Annotated in this window: 14 protein-coding genes; 13 read left to right on the top strand and 1 reads right to left on the bottom strand. The window is 67.1% G+C overall.

The window, feature by feature from the left end; genetic code table 11:
* The first annotated feature begins 5 nt into the window (after window positions 1–5).
* The 4 genes from BKK81_RS00215 (at window position 6) to BKK81_RS00200 (ending at window position 8,632) form a co-directional block, all read left to right on the top strand.
* Window positions 6–1,142: a deoxyguanosinetriphosphate triphosphohydrolase gene (locus tag BKK81_RS00215; protein WP_071010061.1), complete on the top strand. Its 1,137-nt coding sequence runs from the start codon at window positions 6–8 to the stop codon at window positions 1,140–1,142.
* A gap of 99 nt (window positions 1,143–1,241) precedes the next feature.
* Window positions 1,242–1,988 carry a transposase gene (locus BKK81_RS00210; RefSeq protein WP_071010059.1) on the top strand — a complete coding sequence of 249 codons (747 nt, stop codon included), beginning with the start codon at window positions 1,242–1,244 and terminating at the stop codon, window positions 1,986–1,988.
* A gap of 351 nt (window positions 1,989–2,339) precedes the next feature.
* Window positions 2,340–7,049: a glutamate synthase-related protein gene (locus tag BKK81_RS00205; RefSeq protein WP_231908067.1), complete on the top strand. Its 4,710-nt coding sequence runs from the start codon at window positions 2,340–2,342 to the stop codon at window positions 7,047–7,049.
* 119 nt (window positions 7,050–7,168) lie between these two features.
* The gene (locus BKK81_RS00200) at window positions 7,169–8,632 is read left to right on the top strand and encodes a glutamate synthase subunit beta (protein ID WP_071010056.1); all 1,464 of its coding nucleotides are present in this window, start codon (window positions 7,169–7,171) and stop codon (window positions 8,630–8,632) included.
* 73 nt (window positions 8,633–8,705) lie between these two features.
* Here the strand turns inward: BKK81_RS00200 and BKK81_RS00195 are convergent, their stop codons facing one another.
* A complete protein-coding gene (locus BKK81_RS00195; RefSeq protein ID WP_071015861.1) occupies window positions 8,706–9,266 on the bottom strand; it encodes a GNAT family N-acetyltransferase in 561 nt (186 codons plus the stop codon).
* A 281-nt stretch (window positions 9,267–9,547) separates the two neighbouring features.
* Here BKK81_RS00195 and BKK81_RS00190 point away from each other — a divergent pair, with 281 nt between their 5' ends.
* The 9 genes from BKK81_RS00190 (at window position 9,548) to BKK81_RS00150 (ending at window position 17,043) form a co-directional block, all read left to right on the top strand.
* On the top strand, window positions 9,548–10,570 hold the full coding sequence (locus BKK81_RS00190) for a Bug family tripartite tricarboxylate transporter substrate binding protein (RefSeq protein ID WP_442873389.1): 1,023 nt from the start codon (window positions 9,548–9,550) through the stop codon (window positions 10,568–10,570).
* Between the two features lie 151 nt (window positions 10,571–10,721).
* Window positions 10,722–11,546 (top strand): ABC transporter ATP-binding protein, encoded by an 825-nt coding sequence (locus BKK81_RS00185; protein ID WP_071010052.1) that lies wholly within the window; start codon window positions 10,722–10,724, stop codon window positions 11,544–11,546.
* An 8-nt stretch (window positions 11,547–11,554) separates the two neighbouring features.
* On the top strand, window positions 11,555–12,331 hold the full coding sequence (gene mlaE, locus BKK81_RS00180) for a lipid asymmetry maintenance ABC transporter permease subunit MlaE (protein ID WP_071015859.1): 777 nt from the start codon (window positions 11,555–11,557) through the stop codon (window positions 12,329–12,331).
* 55 nt (window positions 12,332–12,386) lie between these two features.
* A complete protein-coding gene (mlaD, locus tag BKK81_RS00175) occupies window positions 12,387–12,923 on the top strand; it encodes an outer membrane lipid asymmetry maintenance protein MlaD (protein WP_071010049.1) in 537 nt (178 codons plus the stop codon).
* On the top strand, window positions 12,920–13,753 hold the full coding sequence (locus BKK81_RS00170) for an MlaA family lipoprotein (RefSeq protein ID WP_071010047.1): 834 nt from the start codon (window positions 12,920–12,922) through the stop codon (window positions 13,751–13,753). Before mlaD ends, BKK81_RS00170 begins: the two co-directional genes overlap by 4 nt.
* A 224-nt stretch (window positions 13,754–13,977) precedes the next feature.
* The gene (locus BKK81_RS00165) at window positions 13,978–14,601 is read left to right on the top strand and encodes an MlaC/ttg2D family ABC transporter substrate-binding protein (protein ID WP_071010045.1); all 624 of its coding nucleotides are present in this window, start codon (window positions 13,978–13,980) and stop codon (window positions 14,599–14,601) included.
* A 146-nt stretch (window positions 14,602–14,747) separates the two neighbouring features.
* Window positions 14,748–15,044 carry an STAS domain-containing protein gene (locus BKK81_RS00160; protein WP_071010043.1) on the top strand — a complete coding sequence of 99 codons (297 nt, stop codon included), beginning with the start codon at window positions 14,748–14,750 and terminating at the stop codon, window positions 15,042–15,044.
* Between the two features lie 221 nt (window positions 15,045–15,265).
* A complete protein-coding gene (locus BKK81_RS00155; protein WP_071010041.1) occupies window positions 15,266–16,216 on the top strand; it encodes an ABC transporter ATP-binding protein in 951 nt (316 codons plus the stop codon).
* The gene (locus tag BKK81_RS00150) at window positions 16,213–17,043 is read left to right on the top strand and encodes an ABC transporter permease (protein WP_071010039.1); all 831 of its coding nucleotides are present in this window, start codon (window positions 16,213–16,215) and stop codon (window positions 17,041–17,043) included. The genes BKK81_RS00155 and BKK81_RS00150 overlap by 4 nt, the downstream gene beginning before the upstream one ends.
* Window positions 17,044–17,109: the final 66 nt, after the last annotated feature.

Genomic DNA, 17,109 nt, shown 5'->3' with positions numbered 1-17,109 from the left:
GCCGCATGACCGACCTTGAAAGCCACCTTGCCCCCTATGCCGCCCGCTCGCTGCGCAGCCGCGGGCGGGTCCACATCGAACCCGCATCGTCCTCGCGCAGCGAATTCCAGCGCGACCGCGACCGGGTCATCCACAGCACCGCCTTCCGCCGCCTCGAGTACAAGACCCAGGTCTTCGTCAACCACGAAGGCGACCTGTTCCGCACCCGGCTGACGCACAGCCTGGAGGTGGCGCAGATCGCCCGTTCGATCGCGCGCAACCTGCGGCTCAACGAGGATCTGGTCGAGGCCATCTCGCTGGCGCACGACCTGGGGCATACCCCCTTTGGCCACGCCGGGCAGGATGCGCTGAACGCCTGCATGAAGAACCACGGAGGCTTCGAGCACAACCTGCAGAGCCTGCTGGTGGTGGACGAGCTGGAGGAGCGCTACGGTGGCTTCAACGGGCTGAACCTGACCTTCGAGACGCGGGAAGGCATTCTCAAGCATTGCTCGCGCGTCAACGCCGCCGCGCTCGGCGAACTGGGCCGGCGCTTCCTGGAGGGCACGCAGCCCTCGCTGGAGGCGCAGCTGGCCAACCTCGCCGACGAGATCGCCTACAACAACCACGATATCGACGACGGCCTGCGCTCGGGCCTGCTGACGCTGGACCAACTCGACGAAGTGCCGATGTGGACCAGGCACCGGGCCGAGGCTGCCGCGCTGTTCCCCGGCATCAACGGTCGCCGGCTGATCAACGAGACGGTGCGGCGCATGATCAATACGCTGATCGTCGACCTGATCGAGACCACCAGCCGCAACATCGCTGCGCAGGCGCCGGCCAGCATCGACGCGGTGCGCGCGGCCGGGCCGCTGGTCGCCTTCAGCAAGCCGATGCAGGACGAGGCGGCGGCGCTCAAGCGCTTCCTGTTCCGCCATCTGTACCGCCACTACCAGGTCATGCGCATGTCGGCCAAGGCCCAGCGCATCGTCAGCGACCTGTTCGGCGCCTTCCTCGACGATCCGCGCCTGCTGCCGCCGCAGTACCAGGCCGGGCCCGGCGGCGACCAGGCGCGCCTGGTCGCCCACTACATCGCCGGCATGACCGATCGCTATGCGATCCGCGAGCACCGGCGTATCTTCGCCGTCGCCGAAGGGGCATGAGCCTGCATTGAGCCCGCCACGGCCCCGCCACCCGGACGGTGGCGGGAAAATGGGGACGGATCAGGCTATGATGGCACCATGGCATCCGCTTGAATTCCCATGGCACGACTCCCCCGTTTCTCTCCCGCCGGCCAGCCGGCCCTGGTGTTGCAGCGCGGCAACAACCGTCAACCCGTCTTCCTCGTCGCCGACGACTACCTGCACTACCTCGACTGCCTGCGCATGGCCGCGCGCGAGCACGATCTGGCCGTCCACGCCTATGCGCTGCGCCCCAACCACGTCCATCTCGTCGCCACGCCGCGCCAGGCTGACTCGCTGAGCCTGGCCATGCAGGCGGTCGGCCGCCGCTACGCCCGTCACTTCAACCGGGCCGCCGGTCGCAGCGGCACGCTGTGGGAAGGGCGCTTCCGCTCAGCGGTATTCGACCCGACGGTTTGGATGCTGCCGGCCATGCTCTACGTCGAGGGCAATGCCGTGCGAGCCGGCGAAGCCGCGTCGCCGGAAGTCGATCGTTGGAGCAGCTACCGGCACCATGCCGGCATCGAGGCCAGTGCCTTTGTAAGCGATCACTCTGCCTACTGGAGCCTGGGCAATACACCCTTCGAGCGGCAGTCCAACTATCGAGCACTGAGCGCCGAAGGTCTGTCGGGCAGCCAGCTCGCCACGCTGCGCCAGCACGCCCACAGTGGCTGGCCACTTGGCGACGCCGCCTTCCTGGCACAGCTGGAGCGGTATGCGCCACGGCGTATCCAGCCACTGCCCAAGGGGAGGCCGCGCCGTTCCACCATGCTCGAGGGCGGGGAGGAAGCACCAGGCACTGCACTAGGCACCGCCGTGGAGCATTAATCTGTCCCCATTTAAAACCCATGACGAAAGTGGTGCGAGATTAAATGGTATCTGACCCCATTTAATTTTTTTGCGATGCTTGCGCGATTCTCTTATAGTTGCTCAACCCACAGTCATTGTGCGGCGCGTCACGCTCGTGTACGCCGCTGCGGTCCGTAGATCGCTGCCTCTCCGCCGGCCGGTTTCCCGGGCGCAGGACAGAAGGCAGCGCACGGTCCCGTTTCGGTCTGCCTTGCTGGCTGCGCAGCCCTCACCGGAATCCAGCCCGTGGACCAATTGCACACTTCTTCGGCCCAAGCGCAGGCCAGCGAGTCTTCCTCCGCCATCGACCTCCGCCCGCAGGCGCAGGGCATGTACGACCCGAGCAACGAGCACGATGCCTGCGGCGTCGGCATGGTCGCGCACATCAAGGGCAAGAAGAGCCACGAGATCATCCAGCAGGGCCTGAAGATCCTGGAGAACCTCGACCACCGGGGCGCGGTCGGCGCCGATGCGCTGATGGGCGACGGTGCGGGCATCCTGATCCAGATCCCGGATACCTACTACCGCGAAGAGATGGCCAAGCAGGGCGTGACCCTGCCGCCGGCCGGCGAATATGGCGTCGGCATGATCTTCCTGCCGAAGGAGCACGCCTCGCGCCTGGCCTGCGAGCAGGAGCTCGAGCGCACCGTGCGCCTGGAAGGCCAGGTGGTGCTGGGCTGGCGCGACGTGCCGGTCGACATCAACATGCCGATGTCGCCGACCGTGCGCACGACGGAGCCGGTGATCCGCCAGATCTTCATCGGCCGTGGCCGCGACATCATGACCACGGATGCGCTGGAGCGTAAGCTCTACGTGATCCGCAAGACGGCCAGCCACGCCATCCAGGCGCTCAAGCTCAAGCACGGCAAGGAGTACTTCGTACCGTCGATGTCGGCGCGCACGGTCGTGTACAAGGGCCTGCTGCTGGCCAACCAGGTCGGCGAGTACTACCTGGACCTGCAGGATGCACGCGCCGTGTCGGCCCTGGCCCTGGTGCACCAGCGCTTCTCGACCAACACCTTCCCCGCCTGGGAACTGGCCCACCCGTACCGCATGGTCGCCCACAACGGTGAAATCAACACCGTCAAGGGCAACGTCAACTGGATCAACGCCCGTACCGGCGCGATCTCCTCGCCGGTGCTCGGCGACGACCTGCCCAAGCTGTGGCCGCTGATCTACCCGGGCCAGTCCGACACCGCCTCGTTCGACAACTGCCTCGAACTGCTGACGATGGCCGGCTACCCGCTCGTCCACGCGATGATGATGATGATCCCGGAAGCCTGGGAACAGCACACGCTGATGGACGACAACCGTCGCGCCTTCTACGAATACCACGCCGCCATGATGGAGCCGTGGGACGGCCCCGCCGCCATCTGCTTCACCGACGGCCGCCAGATCGGCGCCACGCTGGACCGCAACGGCCTGCGTCCCGCGCGTTTCTACGTGACCGAGGACGATTTCGTCGTGCTGGCCTCGGAAGCCGGCGTGCTGCCCTTCCCCGAGTCGCGCATCGTGCAGAAGTGGCGCCTGCAGCCGGGCAAGATGTTCCTGATCGACATGGAGCAGGGCCGCATCATCGACGACAAGGAGCTCAAGGACAACCTGGCCAACGCCAAGCCCTACAAGAGCTGGATCGATGCCGTGCGCATCAAGCTCGATGAGCTGGACGCCAAGCCCGAGGACGTGGCCGCCGAGAAGAAGCCGGCCGCCAAGCTGCTGGACCGCCAGCAGGCCTTCGGCTACACCCAGGAAGACGTCAAGTTCCTGATGGCGCCGATGGCGGTATCCGGCGAGGAAGCCACCGGCTCGATGGGCAACGACAGCCCGCTGGCCGTGCTGTCGTCGAAGAACAAGACGCTGTACCACTACTTCAAGCAGCTGTTCGCGCAGGTCACCAACCCGCCGATCGATCCGATCCGCGAGAACATGGTGATGTCGCTGGTGTCCTTCATCGGTCCCAAGCCCAACCTGCTCGAGCTGAACAACATCAACCCGCCGATGCGTCTCGAAGTGTCCCAGCCGGTGCTGGACTTCAAGGACATCGCCAAGATCCGCAACATCGAGCACTACACCGGCGGCAAGTTCCGTTCGTACGAACTGAACATCTGCTATCCGAAGGCCTGGGGCAAGGAAGGCATCGAGGCGCGCCTGGCCTCGCTGTGCGCGGAGGCCGTGGATGCCGTGCGTTCGGGCTACAACATCCTGATCGTGTCGGACCGCCGCGTCGACACCGAGCAGGTGGCGATCCCCGCGCTGCTGGCCACCTCGGCCATCCACCACCACCTGGTGGAAAAGGGCCTGCGCACCTCCACCGGCCTGGTGGTGGAAACCGGCTCGGCACGCGAAGTGCACCACTTTGCCCTGCTGGCCGGCTACGGCGCGGAAGCCGTGCACCCCTACCTGGCGATGGAAACCCTGGCCGACATGGCCACGGGCCTGTCCGGCGACCTGTCGCCCGAGAAGGCGATCAAGAACTTCGTCAAGGCGATCGGCAAGGGCCTGCACAAGGTGATGTCCAAGATGGGCATCTCCACCTACATGTCGTACACCGGCGCGCAGATCTTCGAAGCCATCGGCCTGTCGCGCGAACTGGTGCAGAAGTATTTCCACGGCACCCCCTCCAATGTCGAGGGCATCGGCATCTTCGAGGTGGCCGAGGAAGCGCTGCGCCTGCATCGCGACGCCTTCGGCGACAGCCCCGTGCTGGCGAACATGCTGGATGCGGGCGGCGAGTACGCCTTCCGCATCCGCGGCGAAGAGCATATGTGGACCCCGGACTCCATCGCCAAGCTGCAGCACTCGGTGCGCGCCAACGACGGCAAGGGTGCCTACCAGACCTACAAGGAATACGCCAACCTGATCAACGACCAGAGCCGCCGCCACATGACGCTGCGCGGCCTGTTCGAGTTCAAGGTCGACCCGGCCAAGGCGATTCCGCTGGAGGAAGTCGAGCCGGCCAAGGAAATCGTCAAGCGCTTCGCCACCGGTGCCATGTCGCTGGGCTCGATCTCGACCGAGGCCCACACCACGCTGGCGCTGGCGATGAACCGCATCGGCGGCAAGTCCAACACCGGCGAAGGCGGCGAGGACGAGAAGCGCTATCGCAATGAACTGCGCGGCATCCCCATCAAGCAGGGCGACACCCTGAAGGGCCTGCTGGGCGACAACGTGATCGAGCGCGACCTGGAACTGCAGGCCGGTGACTCGCTGCGTTCCAGGATCAAGCAGGTCGCCTCGGGCCGCTTCGGCGTCACCGCCGAGTACCTGGCTTCGGCCGACCAGATCCAGATCAAGATGGCGCAGGGTGCCAAGCCCGGCGAAGGCGGCCAGCTGCCCGGCCACAAGGTGTCCGACTACATCGGCAAGCTGCGCTACTCGGTGCCGGGTGTCGGCCTGATCTCGCCGCCGCCGCACCACGACATCTACTCGATCGAAGATCTGGCGCAGCTGATCCATGACCTGAAGAACGTCAATCCGGTCTCGGACATCTCGGTCAAGCTGGTGTCGGAAGTGGGCGTGGGCACCGTGGCGGCCGGCGTGGCCAAGGCCAAGGCCGACCACGTGGTGATCGCCGGCCATGACGGCGGCACCGGTGCTTCGCCGTGGTCGTCGATCAAGCACGCCGGCACGCCGTGGGAACTGGGCCTTGCCGAGACGCAGCAGACGCTGCTGCTGAACGGCCTGCGCAACCGCATCCGCGTGCAGGCCGACGGCCAGATGAAGACCGGCCGCGACGTCGTGATCGGCGCGCTGCTGGGCGCGGACGAGTTCGGCTTCGCCACCGCGCCTCTGGTCGCGGAGGGCTGCATCATGATGCGCAAATGCCACCTGAACACCTGCCCGGTGGGCGTGGCGACGCAGGATCCGGTGCTGCGCAAGAAATTCCAGGGCAAGCCCGAGCACGTCGTCAATTTCTTCTTCTTCGTCGCCGAGGAAGCGCGCGAGCTGATGGCCCAGCTGGGCATCCGCACCTTCGACGAGCTGATCGGCCGTGCCGACCTGCTCGACACCCGTGCCGGCGTCGAACACTGGAAGGCGCGCGGCCTGGACTTCGCACGCATCTTCCACCAGGTGTCGCTGGCGCCGGAAGTGCCGCGTTACCATACCGACGTGCAGGATCACGGCCTCTCGGCCGAAGCCGGCAAGGCGCTCGACCACGTACTGATCGCCAAGGCCCGCCCCGCCATCGACAAGGGCGAGCGCGTGTCCTTCATCCAGCCGGTGAAGAACGTCAACCGCACCGTGGGCGCGATGCTGTCGGGCGTGGTGGCCAAGCAGTACGGCCATGAAGGCCTGCCTGACGACACCATCCACATCCAGCTGCAGGGCACCGCCGGCCAGTCGTTCGGGGCGTTCCTGGCGCACGGCATCACGCTGGACCTGGTGGGCGACGGCAATGACTACGTGGGCAAGGGCCTGTCGGGCGGCCGCGTGATCGTGCGTGCCCCGCACGAGTTCCGCGGCGACCCGACCCGCAACATCATCGTCGGCAACACCGTGCTGTACGGCGCCATCGCCGGCGAGGCCTTCTTCAACGGCGTGGCCGGCGAGCGCTTCGCGGTGCGCAACTCCGGCGCGATGGCCGTGGTGGAAGGCACCGGCGACCATGGCTGCGAGTACATGACCGGCGGTACCGTGGTTGTGCTGGGCGGCACCGGCCGCAACTTCGCGGCTGGCATGTCGGGCGGCGTGGCCTACGTCTACGACGAGGACGGCCTGTTCGACAAGCGCTGCAACACCTCGATGGTGGCGCTGGAAGCGGTGCTGGCCGCGGCCGACCAGGAGAAGGGCCAGTCGCCTGCCACCTGGCACAAGGTCGGTGGCGAGCGCCAGGTGGACGAAGTCATCCTGCGCCAGCTGATCGAGCAGCACTTCCGCTTCACCGGCTCCGAACGCGCCAAGGCGCTGCTGGCCGACTGGACCACCGCGCGCCGCAAGTTCGTCAAGGTCTTCCCGACCGAGTACAAGCGCGCGCTGGGCGAGATGTATGCCAAGGAGCAGGAAGCCAAGGACAGCGGCCGCGAAGCGATCGCTGCCTGAAGCGGGCTCTCCGACCAGCACGGACCGCGGCGCGCTGCGCCGCGGATCCGACCAGATACTGACCTCATAGCGGGGCCGGCCGATGCGCCGGCGCCGCGCAGCAAGACCAAGGACGCAACATGGGTAAGGCGACTGGCTTTCTCGAATTTCCGCGCCAGAACGAAGGCTACGAATCCGTAGTCAAGCGCGTGAAGCACTACAAGGAATTCGTCTTCGCGCTGTCCGACAGCGAAGCGAAGATCCAGGGCGCGCGCTGCATGGACTGCGGCATTCCGTTCTGCAACAACGGCTGCCCGGTCAACAACATCATTCCCGACTTCAACGACCTGGTGTACCGCCAGGACTGGAAGTCGGCGATCGAAGTGCTGCACCAGACCAACAATTTCCCCGAATTCACCGGCCGCATCTGCCCGGCACCGTGCGAGGCCGCCTGCACGCTCGGCATCAACGAGCTGCCGGTGGGCATCAAGTCGATCGAGCACGCCATCATCGACAAGGCCTGGGAAGAGGGCTGGGTCGCGCCGCAGGCGCCCAAGCACAAGACCGGCAAGACCGTCGCCGTGGTCGGTTCGGGGCCCGCCGGCCTGGCTGCCGCGCAGCAACTGGCACGTGCCGGCCATGACGTCACGGTGTTCGAGAAGAACGACCGCATCGGCGGCCTGCTGCGCTACGGCATCCCCGACTTCAAGATGGAGAAGTCGCTGATCGACCGCCGCATCGAGCAGATGCAGGCCGAAGGCGTGACCTTCCGCGCGGGCGTGATGGTGACCGACGGCGCACTGCCGGCGGGAATCAAGAACTATGCGCGCGAGACCATCTCGGCCAAGGCCCTGATGGAGCAGTTCGACGCCGTGGTGCTGGCCGGCGGCTCGGAAGTGCCGCGCGACCTGCCGGTGCCGGGCCGTGACCTGTCCGGCGTGCACTACGCGCTGGAATTCCTGATCCCGCAGAACAAGGAAGTGGCCGGCGACGGTGCCAACGAGATCCGCGCCGAAGGCAAGCACGTGATCGTGATCGGCGGTGGCGACACCGGTTCCGACTGCGTCGGCACCTCGAACCGCCACGGCGCCACCTCGGTGACCCAGTTCGAACTGCTGCCCCAGCCGCCGGAAGAAGAAAACAAGCCGCTCGTATGGCCGTACTGGCCGATCAAGCTGCGCACCTCGTCGTCGCACGAAGAGGGCTGCGAGCGCGACTGGTCGGTGGCCACCAAGGAACTGATCGGCGAGAACGGCAAGGTGACCGGCCTGAAGGCCTGCCGCGTCGAGTGGAAGGACGGCAAGATGCAGGAAGTGCCGGGCAGCGAGTTCACCCTGAAGGCCGACCTGGTGCTGCTGGCAATGGGTTTCACCAACCCGGTGGGCTCGATGCTGGAAGCGTTCGGCGTCGACACCGACGCACGCAAGAACGCCAAGGCCGCCACCGAAGGCGAGCGGGCCTACCAGACCAATGTGGCCAAGGTGTTCGCCGCCGGCGACGTGCGTCGCGGCCAGTCCCTGGTGGTGTGGGCGATCCGCGAAGGCCGCCAGGCCGCGCGCTCGGTCGACGCCTTCCTGATGGGGCACTCGGAACTGCCGCGCTGACGCCTGCGCTGCCGCTGCACCCAACCCGCCCCGCGCCAGCCGGGCGGGTTTTTTCTTTGGGGCCGCGTGCCGCTCAGGCGGGTGCCGCCGCCAGTGCGCACTCCATGATGACGGCGCCGGCGCCATAGCCGGCCAGCTTGGCTGCGAACGGCGCTGTCTGCGCCGCATCCAGCGGCCGGTAGCCCAGGCGCTGCCACCAGGCGCCGGCTGCCTGCACGGCGATCAGCCGTGAATGGTGCAGGCCGGCCTGCAGCGCGGTCGCCTGCGCGGCCCGGTAGAGCCGTTGCGCCAGCCCGCCGCCACGTCCGGTCGGCGCCACCGCCATGTCGTGCACGAACCACGTCAGGCCGGCCACCGCAGCCGCGGCAGCCGGCACGGCAGCGGGAAGCACGCCGTCGAGCGTCGGCAGCGTGCTGCGTGGCCACGCATGGGTGAACAGGTAGGCCGCCAGCGGAGCGCCGGCGGCGGGCTCGTTGCCGGCTTGGGCGACCCAGCAGGTGGCGGGCGACAGGGCCAGCCTGCTGGCCAGCGCCGCCTCGGATTCCAGCAGCATGTTGCCGTAGCATTGCGCCTGCACCGCCAGAACGCCGGGCAGGTCGGCGACCTGCATGGGTCGGAGGAGGAATTCGGACATCCCGGCATTATAGGCAGCGATGGCCGGCATTCCCTGGAGTTGTGTGCCGCTGCCATCTTCTCTGCTGGCCCGGCAGGTGCTGCTACAGGGTTCTCCCGGCTATGGTTTACGTGGTCTGTGCCGCCTCGGGGGTGGTCCGTACAATGCCATGCACAACGATAAAGACTGCCTCGCTAACGCTTCCCACTCGACCCCAATTGGCTGCCACCATCCACGGCGCCCGGGAGGAATAGATGTCCGAAGTACGCATGTTGGCGCGGCTTTGGCGAGGTAGGGCGCAGTTGTGGTTTTCCGTCACCCCTGCGCGAGCAGGCGCCTACCTCGCCGGCAAGGTCCTGGGGTTCGCCCTTGCCGCCTTCGCCCTGTCCGCGCCGGGAGCCCAGCCCGCCTCGGCGCCAAGGCAGATCAGCTACCCCGCGCGGCCGATCCGCCTGATCGCGCCGTTTCCCGCCGGTGGCGTCGCCGATGCGGTGGCGCGCTTGCTGGCCGAGCGCCTGAGCGCCCGCCTGGGTGTTCCCGTCGACGTCGACAATCGCCCCGGTTCGGCCGGTACCCTGGCCGGCGACCTGGTCGCCAAGTCCAGCTCCGACGGTCATACCCTGTTGTTCCACCAGGCCAATATGCTGATCCAGCCAGGCCTGGAGCCCGTCCCCTACGATGTGCAGCGCGATTTCACCCCGGTGGCGCGGGTGGCCACCATGCCGCTTTTCCTCGCCGTCGGCGCGCACTTGCCGGTGCGCACGGTGCAGCAGTGGATGACGGCGGTGCGGACCAATCCCGCCGCTTACAGCTACGGCTCCGGCCAGCCGGGCACGCCTGCGCACCTGTATGCCGAGTACACCGTGCTGGGTCTGCGCAACGGCGTGCCCCTGGTCACGGCAAAGGGGGAGGGAGCCGTGGTGCAGGAGATGCTGGCCGGCCGCATCAGCGCCTGCTTCTGCTCCTATGGGGCGGTGCAGGCACACGTCCGCAACGGTGCGCTGCGCCTGCTCGGCGTCACCGGCCTGAAGCGCTCGCCACTGGCGCCGGCCGTCCCCACGTTGCAAGAGGCCGGGCTGGACGGTTATTCCGCCGCAGCCTGGTTCGGCGTGCTCGCGCCGGCCAAGACGCCGCACGCCATCGTGGCGCGCCTGGCCGCGGAACTTGCCGCGGTGATGGCCGAGCGCGAAGTGCGCGAGCGCCTGCAGGCGGCCGGGCTGACGCCGATGAGCGATGTGCCGGATGCCTTCGCCACCGCCATCCGGACCGACCAGTTGCAGTGGCAGGCCATCCTGCGCGAGGCTGGCGGACAAGGCAGCCCCTGATGCTGGCTGTCGGCCGGCTGCCGACTGCTGGCGGGTGCGCCTGCGCCTGCACACATTGTTTCACCGATTTCCGATGGGTATTGCGCCACATACGCACGGCAGCTATCCGGACAAGCCCTTATAATGCGGCACTGTCCAATGCGGTGCCAATGTGATCGATAAAGCGCAAAACCTCGTCGAGCTAGAGGCGGTCGACTTCGCCTACGCGCCAGGCGCCAAGCCCATCCTGTCCGGCCTGACCATGCGTTTCCCGCGCGGTAAAGTGGTTGCGGTGATGGGGGGCTCGGGCTGCGGCAAGACCACCGTGCTGCGCCTGATCGGCGGGCAGGTGCGGGCACAGTGCGGCCAGGTCAGTTTCGACGGTGCCGATCTCGGCACCCTGGGCCAGAAGGACCTGTACGCCGTGCGCAGGCAGATGGGCATGCTGTTCCAGTTCGGCGCGCTGTTCACCGACCTGTCCGTTTTCGACAACGTCGCTTTTCCGCTGCGCGAGCATTCCGACCTGCCCGAGCCGATGATTCGCGACCTGGTCCTGATGAAGCTCAATGCGGTCGGCCTGCGCGGCGCGCGCGACCTGATGCCGTCGCAGATCTCGGGCGGCATGGCGCGGCGGGTGGCGCTGGCGCGGGCCATCGCGCTCGATCCGGCGCTGCTGATGTACGACGAGCCGTTCGCCGGGCTCGATCCGATCTCGCTCGGCCTGACCGCGCGCCTGATCCGCAGCCTCAACGACGCGCTGGGGGCTACCACCATCATCGTCTCCCACGACGTCAACGAGACCTTCCAGATCGCCGACTACGTCTATTTCATCGCCAACGGTCGCATTGCCGCCGAGGGCGAGCCGGAGGCGTTGCGGGCCTCCGATGACCCGTTCGTGCGGCAGTTCGTGCTGGCCGAGCCGGACGGTCCGGTGCCTTTCCATTATCCCGGGCCGCCGCTGGCCGAGGACTTCGCGCTGGGAGACGGGCGGGCATGATCGGTGCAGTGATCGGTTTCTTCAGCGCGATCGGCGCTGCGGTGCGCCTGGGCGTGGTCGGCGTCGGCCATGCCACGCGCATGTTCTTCTCCGTGCTGGTGCTGTCGCCGCCGCTGTTCAAGCGCTTCCGACTGGTGTCGGACCAGATCTTCTTTGTCGGCAACCTGTCGCTGGTGATCATCGCCGTGTCCGGGCTGTTCGTCGGCTTCGTGCTCGGACTGCAGGGCTACTACACGCTGAATCGCTACGGCTCCGAGCAGGCGCTCGGGCTGTTGGTGGCGCTGTCGCTGGTGCGCGAACTCGGTCCGGTGGTCACCGCCCTGCTGTTCGCCGGGCGTGCGGGCACCTCGCTGACGGCTGAGATCGGCCTGATGAAAGCCGGCGAACAGCTCACGGCAATGGAAATGATGGCCATCAATCCGCTGCAACGCGTGATCGCGCCCCGCTTCTGGGCCGGCGTGGTGGCGATGCCGGTGCTGGCCGCGATCTTCAGCGCGGTCGGCATCCTGGGCGGCTACCTGGTCGGCGTGCAGATGATCGGCGTCGACGCCGGCGCCTTCTGGTCGCAGATGCAGAACGGGGTGGACGTGCGCGCGGACGTGCTCAACGGCGTGATCAAGAGCGTGATCTTCGGCATCGCCGTGACCTTCATCGCGCTGTACCAGGGCTTTGAGGCCAAGCCGACACCCGAGGGGGTGTCGCGCGCGACCACGCGCACCGTGGTGATCGCATCGCTGGCGGTGCTGGGACTGGATTTCCTGCTGACCGCGCTGATGTTCAGCTAGGCCGCGCCGCCATCGGCGCGCCTGGCAGGCATACGGCGCTTGAAAAGAGACACAGATGAAAAGAAACGCACTCGACTTCTGGGTGGGGCTGTTCGTGGTGGTGGGCTTCCTGGCCCTGCTGTTCCTGGCGCTGAAGGCAGGGAACATGAGCTCCTTTTCCTTCCAGGAAACCTATTCGGTGCAGGCGCGCTTCGACAATATCGGCGGCCTGAAGGTGCGTGCGCCGGTCAAGAGCGCCGGCGTGGTGGTAGGCCGCGTGGCGGACATCAGCTTCGACGACAAGACCTACCAGGCCACAGCCCTGCTCAAGCTGGACAAGCGCTTCCAGTTTCCCAAGGACACCTCGGCCAAGATCCTGACCTCGGGCCTGCTGGGCGAACAGTACATCGGCCTCGAGCCGGGCGGCGATACCGCCATGCTGGCGGATGGTTCGCGCATCACCATGACGCAGTCGGCCGTGGTGCTGGAGAACCTGATCGGGCAGTTTCTTTACAACAAGGCCGCTGACGCCGGCGCCGGCGCCGGCAGTGGCAATGGCAGCAGCGGCAGCAGCAGCGCTGCCGCCCTGCCGGCAGCGGGAGGTGCGAAATGAATCGGACGCTTTCGATCCCGCGGCGCGCCGGTCTCGCCGCCTGCGCGACCGCCTTGGCCCTGACGGCTGGCTGTGCCACCGGCCCGGACGCCAATCCCAAGGACCCGCTGGAGCCGCTCAACCGCGGCGTCCTGCGTGTCAACGACGAAGTCGACAAGTACGTGATGAAGCCGGTCGCCCAGGCTTACGACTTCGTGCTGCCATCCCCGGTGCAGACCGCGGTCAGCAACTTCTTCTCCAATATCGGCGACGTTTACTCGGCCGCCAACAACCTGCTGCAGGGCAAGCCTACGCGGGCGGTCGAGGATAGCCTGCGCGTGATCTTCAACAGCACGCTGGGCATCGGCGGGCTGATCGACATCGCCACCCCGGCCGGCCTGCCGAAGTACAAGGAAGACTTCGGCCAGACCCTGGGGGTGTGGGGCGTGCCGGCCGGCCCCTACCTCGTACTCCCGGTGTTCGGGCCGAGTACCGTGCGCGACACCGCCGGCATGCTGGTCGACCGCTACATGGATCCGTCGGCCTACCTGCATCCGATCTGGCTGCGCAACTCGCTCACGGGCCTGCGCCTGGTCAACACCCGCGCGCAACTGCTGGGCGTGTCCAACCTGCTCGAACAGGCTGCGCTGGACCGCTACTCGTTCTTGCGCGATGCCTATCTGCAGCGGCGCGAATACCAGATCTATGACGGCAACCCGCCGGCGAGCGACGAGGACAAGGATAAGGACCAGTCAGGCAACCAGGGCGCGTCCGCGCCCGCAGGCCCGCAGCCCGAGGGGCAGACCCTGCCGGTCACGCCTACCGTGCCGAGCCTGCGCATCGGCCGCTAGCGGGCTAGCGGCCACTAGCGCCGGCTGCGCGGCAGCGTGAGCAGCCTGTGAGCACTGCAACAAATTATTAGATATGGCGCATCCGGCACGGCTGGCCTGAACTCCCGCCAGCGGCCCGTGTTCCAATAGTAAAAGGTGGATCTGCGCCAGCCCCGTTCGCGGGGCTCGCTGCCAGGCACCGGGTGCCGGCGACGATCCGCCTCCACGATAGACAAGGAAACCCAATGATCAAGCGACTCTTGCTTCCCCTCGTGACCGTTTTCGCCTTCAGCGGCGCTGCGCATGCCCAGACGCAGGATGCTTCGACACCCGACGGGCTGGTCAAGGCCGTCGTGGGCGACGTGATGAGCACCGTCAAGGCCGACAAGGATATGCAGGCGGGCAATATCAACAAGATCACCTCGCTGGTCGAGCAGAAGATCCTGCCCAACGCCAATTTCCAGAGGACGACCCAGATCGCCATGGGCCGCAACTGGTCCAAGGCCACGCCCGAGCAGCAGAAGGTGATCATCGATGAGTTCAAGACGCTGCTGATCCGTACCTACGCCGGTGCGATCGCCCAGATCCGCGACCAGACCGTGCAGTTCCGTCCCTACCGTGGTGCGCCCGACGACACCGACGCCACCATCCGCACCCAGGTGATCAACAAGGGCGAGCCGATGCAGCTCGACTACCGCCTCGAAAAGACGCCGCAAGGCTGGAAGGTCTATGACATCAACGTGCTGGGCGCCTGGCTGACCGAGGCCTACAAGGGCAGCTTCAACACCATCGTCGGCCAGCAGGGCATCGACGGTGTCATCAAGACGCTGCAGGACCGCAACCGCCAGCTGGCCAACGCCAAGAGCTGAGCGGGAGAGGGCGGGCCGGCTTCGGAACCCGGTTCCGCCACATTCTGGTTGCGGTGCAGCACGCCGCTGCCAAGCTGCTACAATGACCCGTCAACGCCGCGCCATGACGCCATGGGCGGCGGTTCACAATACCCGACACCCTCCGCATGCTCTCGCTCGGTACCTCGCTGACCAACCGCAACGCCGCCGCCGTGCTGCGTGACGGTCTGTCGCGCCTGGCGCAGGGCGAGGCGCAGGTCGATTGCGCCGCGCTGGCGCAGGTGGATTCGGCCGCTGTCGCGGTACTGCTGGCCTTGCGCCGGGCCGCCGACGCGCGTGGCCAGGCGCTGGCTTTCGTCGGCGTGCCACGCCAGCTGGCCGCACTGGCAGAGGTCTACGGCGTCGACGGCCTGCTGGGCATCCCGGCGGGTGCCGCCGGCTTCCACGCCAGCCACCGACATTGACCCGGCATCCGTGGCGGACCGACGCATCGGCCGCCAGTGCGATGCCCGGGTGCCGGTTCCGGCCGCGCGCCTCGTCCAAAGCGGGACTTCGCCCGCATCCCCTATAATTCCCGGTTGTTCGCCCGTTGCGCGCCAGACGCGCGCGACCGATGCCGGCGGCAGTCCCGCCCAGTCCCGGCCGGCCGGCTCCGCAGAGCCTGCCAGCCCCACAGTACCCGGCCATGAAAGCCATCGAACTCACCGACGTTCGCAAGCGCTACCGCAACCTGCAGGCGCTCAAGGGCGTCAGCTTCTCCGTCGAGCAGGGCGAATTCTTCGGCCTGCTCGGTCCCAACGGCGCAGGCAAGACGACGCTGATCTCGATCCTCGCGGGCCTGAACCGCGCCGACTCGGGCAGCGTCAGCGTGCTCGGGCACGATGTGGTGTCCGACTACCGCATGGCGCGCCGCATGCTGGGCGTGGTCCCGCAGGAACTGGTGTTCGACCCCTTCTTCACCGTGCGCGAGACCCTGCGCCTGCAGTCCGGCTATTTCGGCCTGACGCGCAATGACGACTGGATCGACGAGGTGATGGCCAACCTGGACCTGACCAACAAGGCCGATGCCAATATGCGCCAGCTCTCCGGTGGCATGAAGCGCCGCGTGCTGGTGGCCCAGGCCCTGGTGCACCGCCCGCCGGTGATCGTGCTCGACGAGCCGACCGCCGGCGTCGACGTGGAGTTGCGCCAGACGCTGTGGAAGTTCATCGCGCGGCTCAATCGCGAGGGCCACACGGTGATCCTGACCACCCACTACCTGGAAGAAGCCGAGGCGCTGTGCGACCGCATCGCCATGCTCAAGTTCGGCGAGGTGGTGGCGCTGGACCGCACCAGCAACCTGCTGACCCAGTTCGCCGGCCTGCAGCTCCAGCTGACGCTGGCCAGCGGCACGCTGCCACAGGAGCTCGAGGCGCTGCGCATGCCCGCCAACCCTGGCGAGCGCGGCGTGCGCCTGCGCCTGTCGGGCTATGCGGCGGTGGAACCCATCCTGGCGGCTTGCCGCGAGGCCGGCTGCGAGATCGAAGACATGGAAATCAACAAGGCCGACCTGGAAGACGTGTTTGTCCAGATCATGCGCCGCGAGGCCGACATGCCCGGCGCCCAGGGGGCGTCCGCAATGGAGGTGGCAGCATGAAGGCGCCCGTGGAATTCGACGTGAGCGACGCCGCGCGCCGCCTGCCGGCCGCCGTCTCGGCGCCCGGCGGCCTGGTGGGTTTCCGCACGCTGTTCTACAAGGAAGTGCTGCGTTTCTGGAAGGTCAGCTTCCAGACCGTGGCCGCGCCCGTGCTGACGGCCATCCTTTACCTGCTGATCTTCGGTCACGTGTTGGAAGACCGCGTCAAGGTCTACGACCAGATCAGCTATACGGCCTTCCTGGTGCCCGGCCTGGTAATGATGAGCGTGCTGCAGAACGCCTTCGCCAACAGTTCGTCCTCGCTGATCCAGTCCAAGATCACCGGCAACCTGGTGTTCGTGCTGCTGCCGCCGCTGTCGCACTGGGAGATGTTCAGTGCCTACGTGCTGGCGTCCGTGGTGCGGGGCCTGTCGGTCGGGCTCGGCGTGCTGCTGGTCACCGCCTGGTTCGCGCACCTGAATTTCGCCCACCTGGGCTGGATCCTGGCCTTTGCCGTGCTGGGCGCCGCCATCCTCGGCACGCTCGGCCTGATCGCCGGCATCTGGGCGGAGAAATTCGACCAGCTCGCGGCGTTCCAGAACTTCCTGATCATGCCGGCCACCTTCCTGTCCGGCGTGTTCTATTCCATCCACTCGCTGCCCCCCTTCTGGCAAGGGGTGTCGCATGCGAACCCGTTCTTCTACATGATCGACGGCTTCCGCTACGGCTTCTTCGGCGTGTCCGACGCCGACCCGGTCTTCAGCCTGGCCGTGGTCGGCACCGCCTTCCTGGTGCTGGCGGCGCTGGCGCTGCGGCTGCTGAAGTCGGGCTACAAGCTGCGGCATTGAGGCTGAGGCGCTCCCCCGCGCCGCTGCCGATTCCTATACCGCAAGCCAAGCGATCAGACGTAACGA

The sequence above is a fragment of the Cupriavidus sp. USMAHM13 genome, assembly GCF_001854285.1.
Taxonomy (GTDB): Bacteria; Pseudomonadota; Gammaproteobacteria; order Burkholderiales; family Burkholderiaceae; genus Cupriavidus; species Cupriavidus malaysiensis.
Note: the sequence above shows the minus strand (reverse complement) of the source record. Positions and strands in the feature narration are given on the sequence as shown.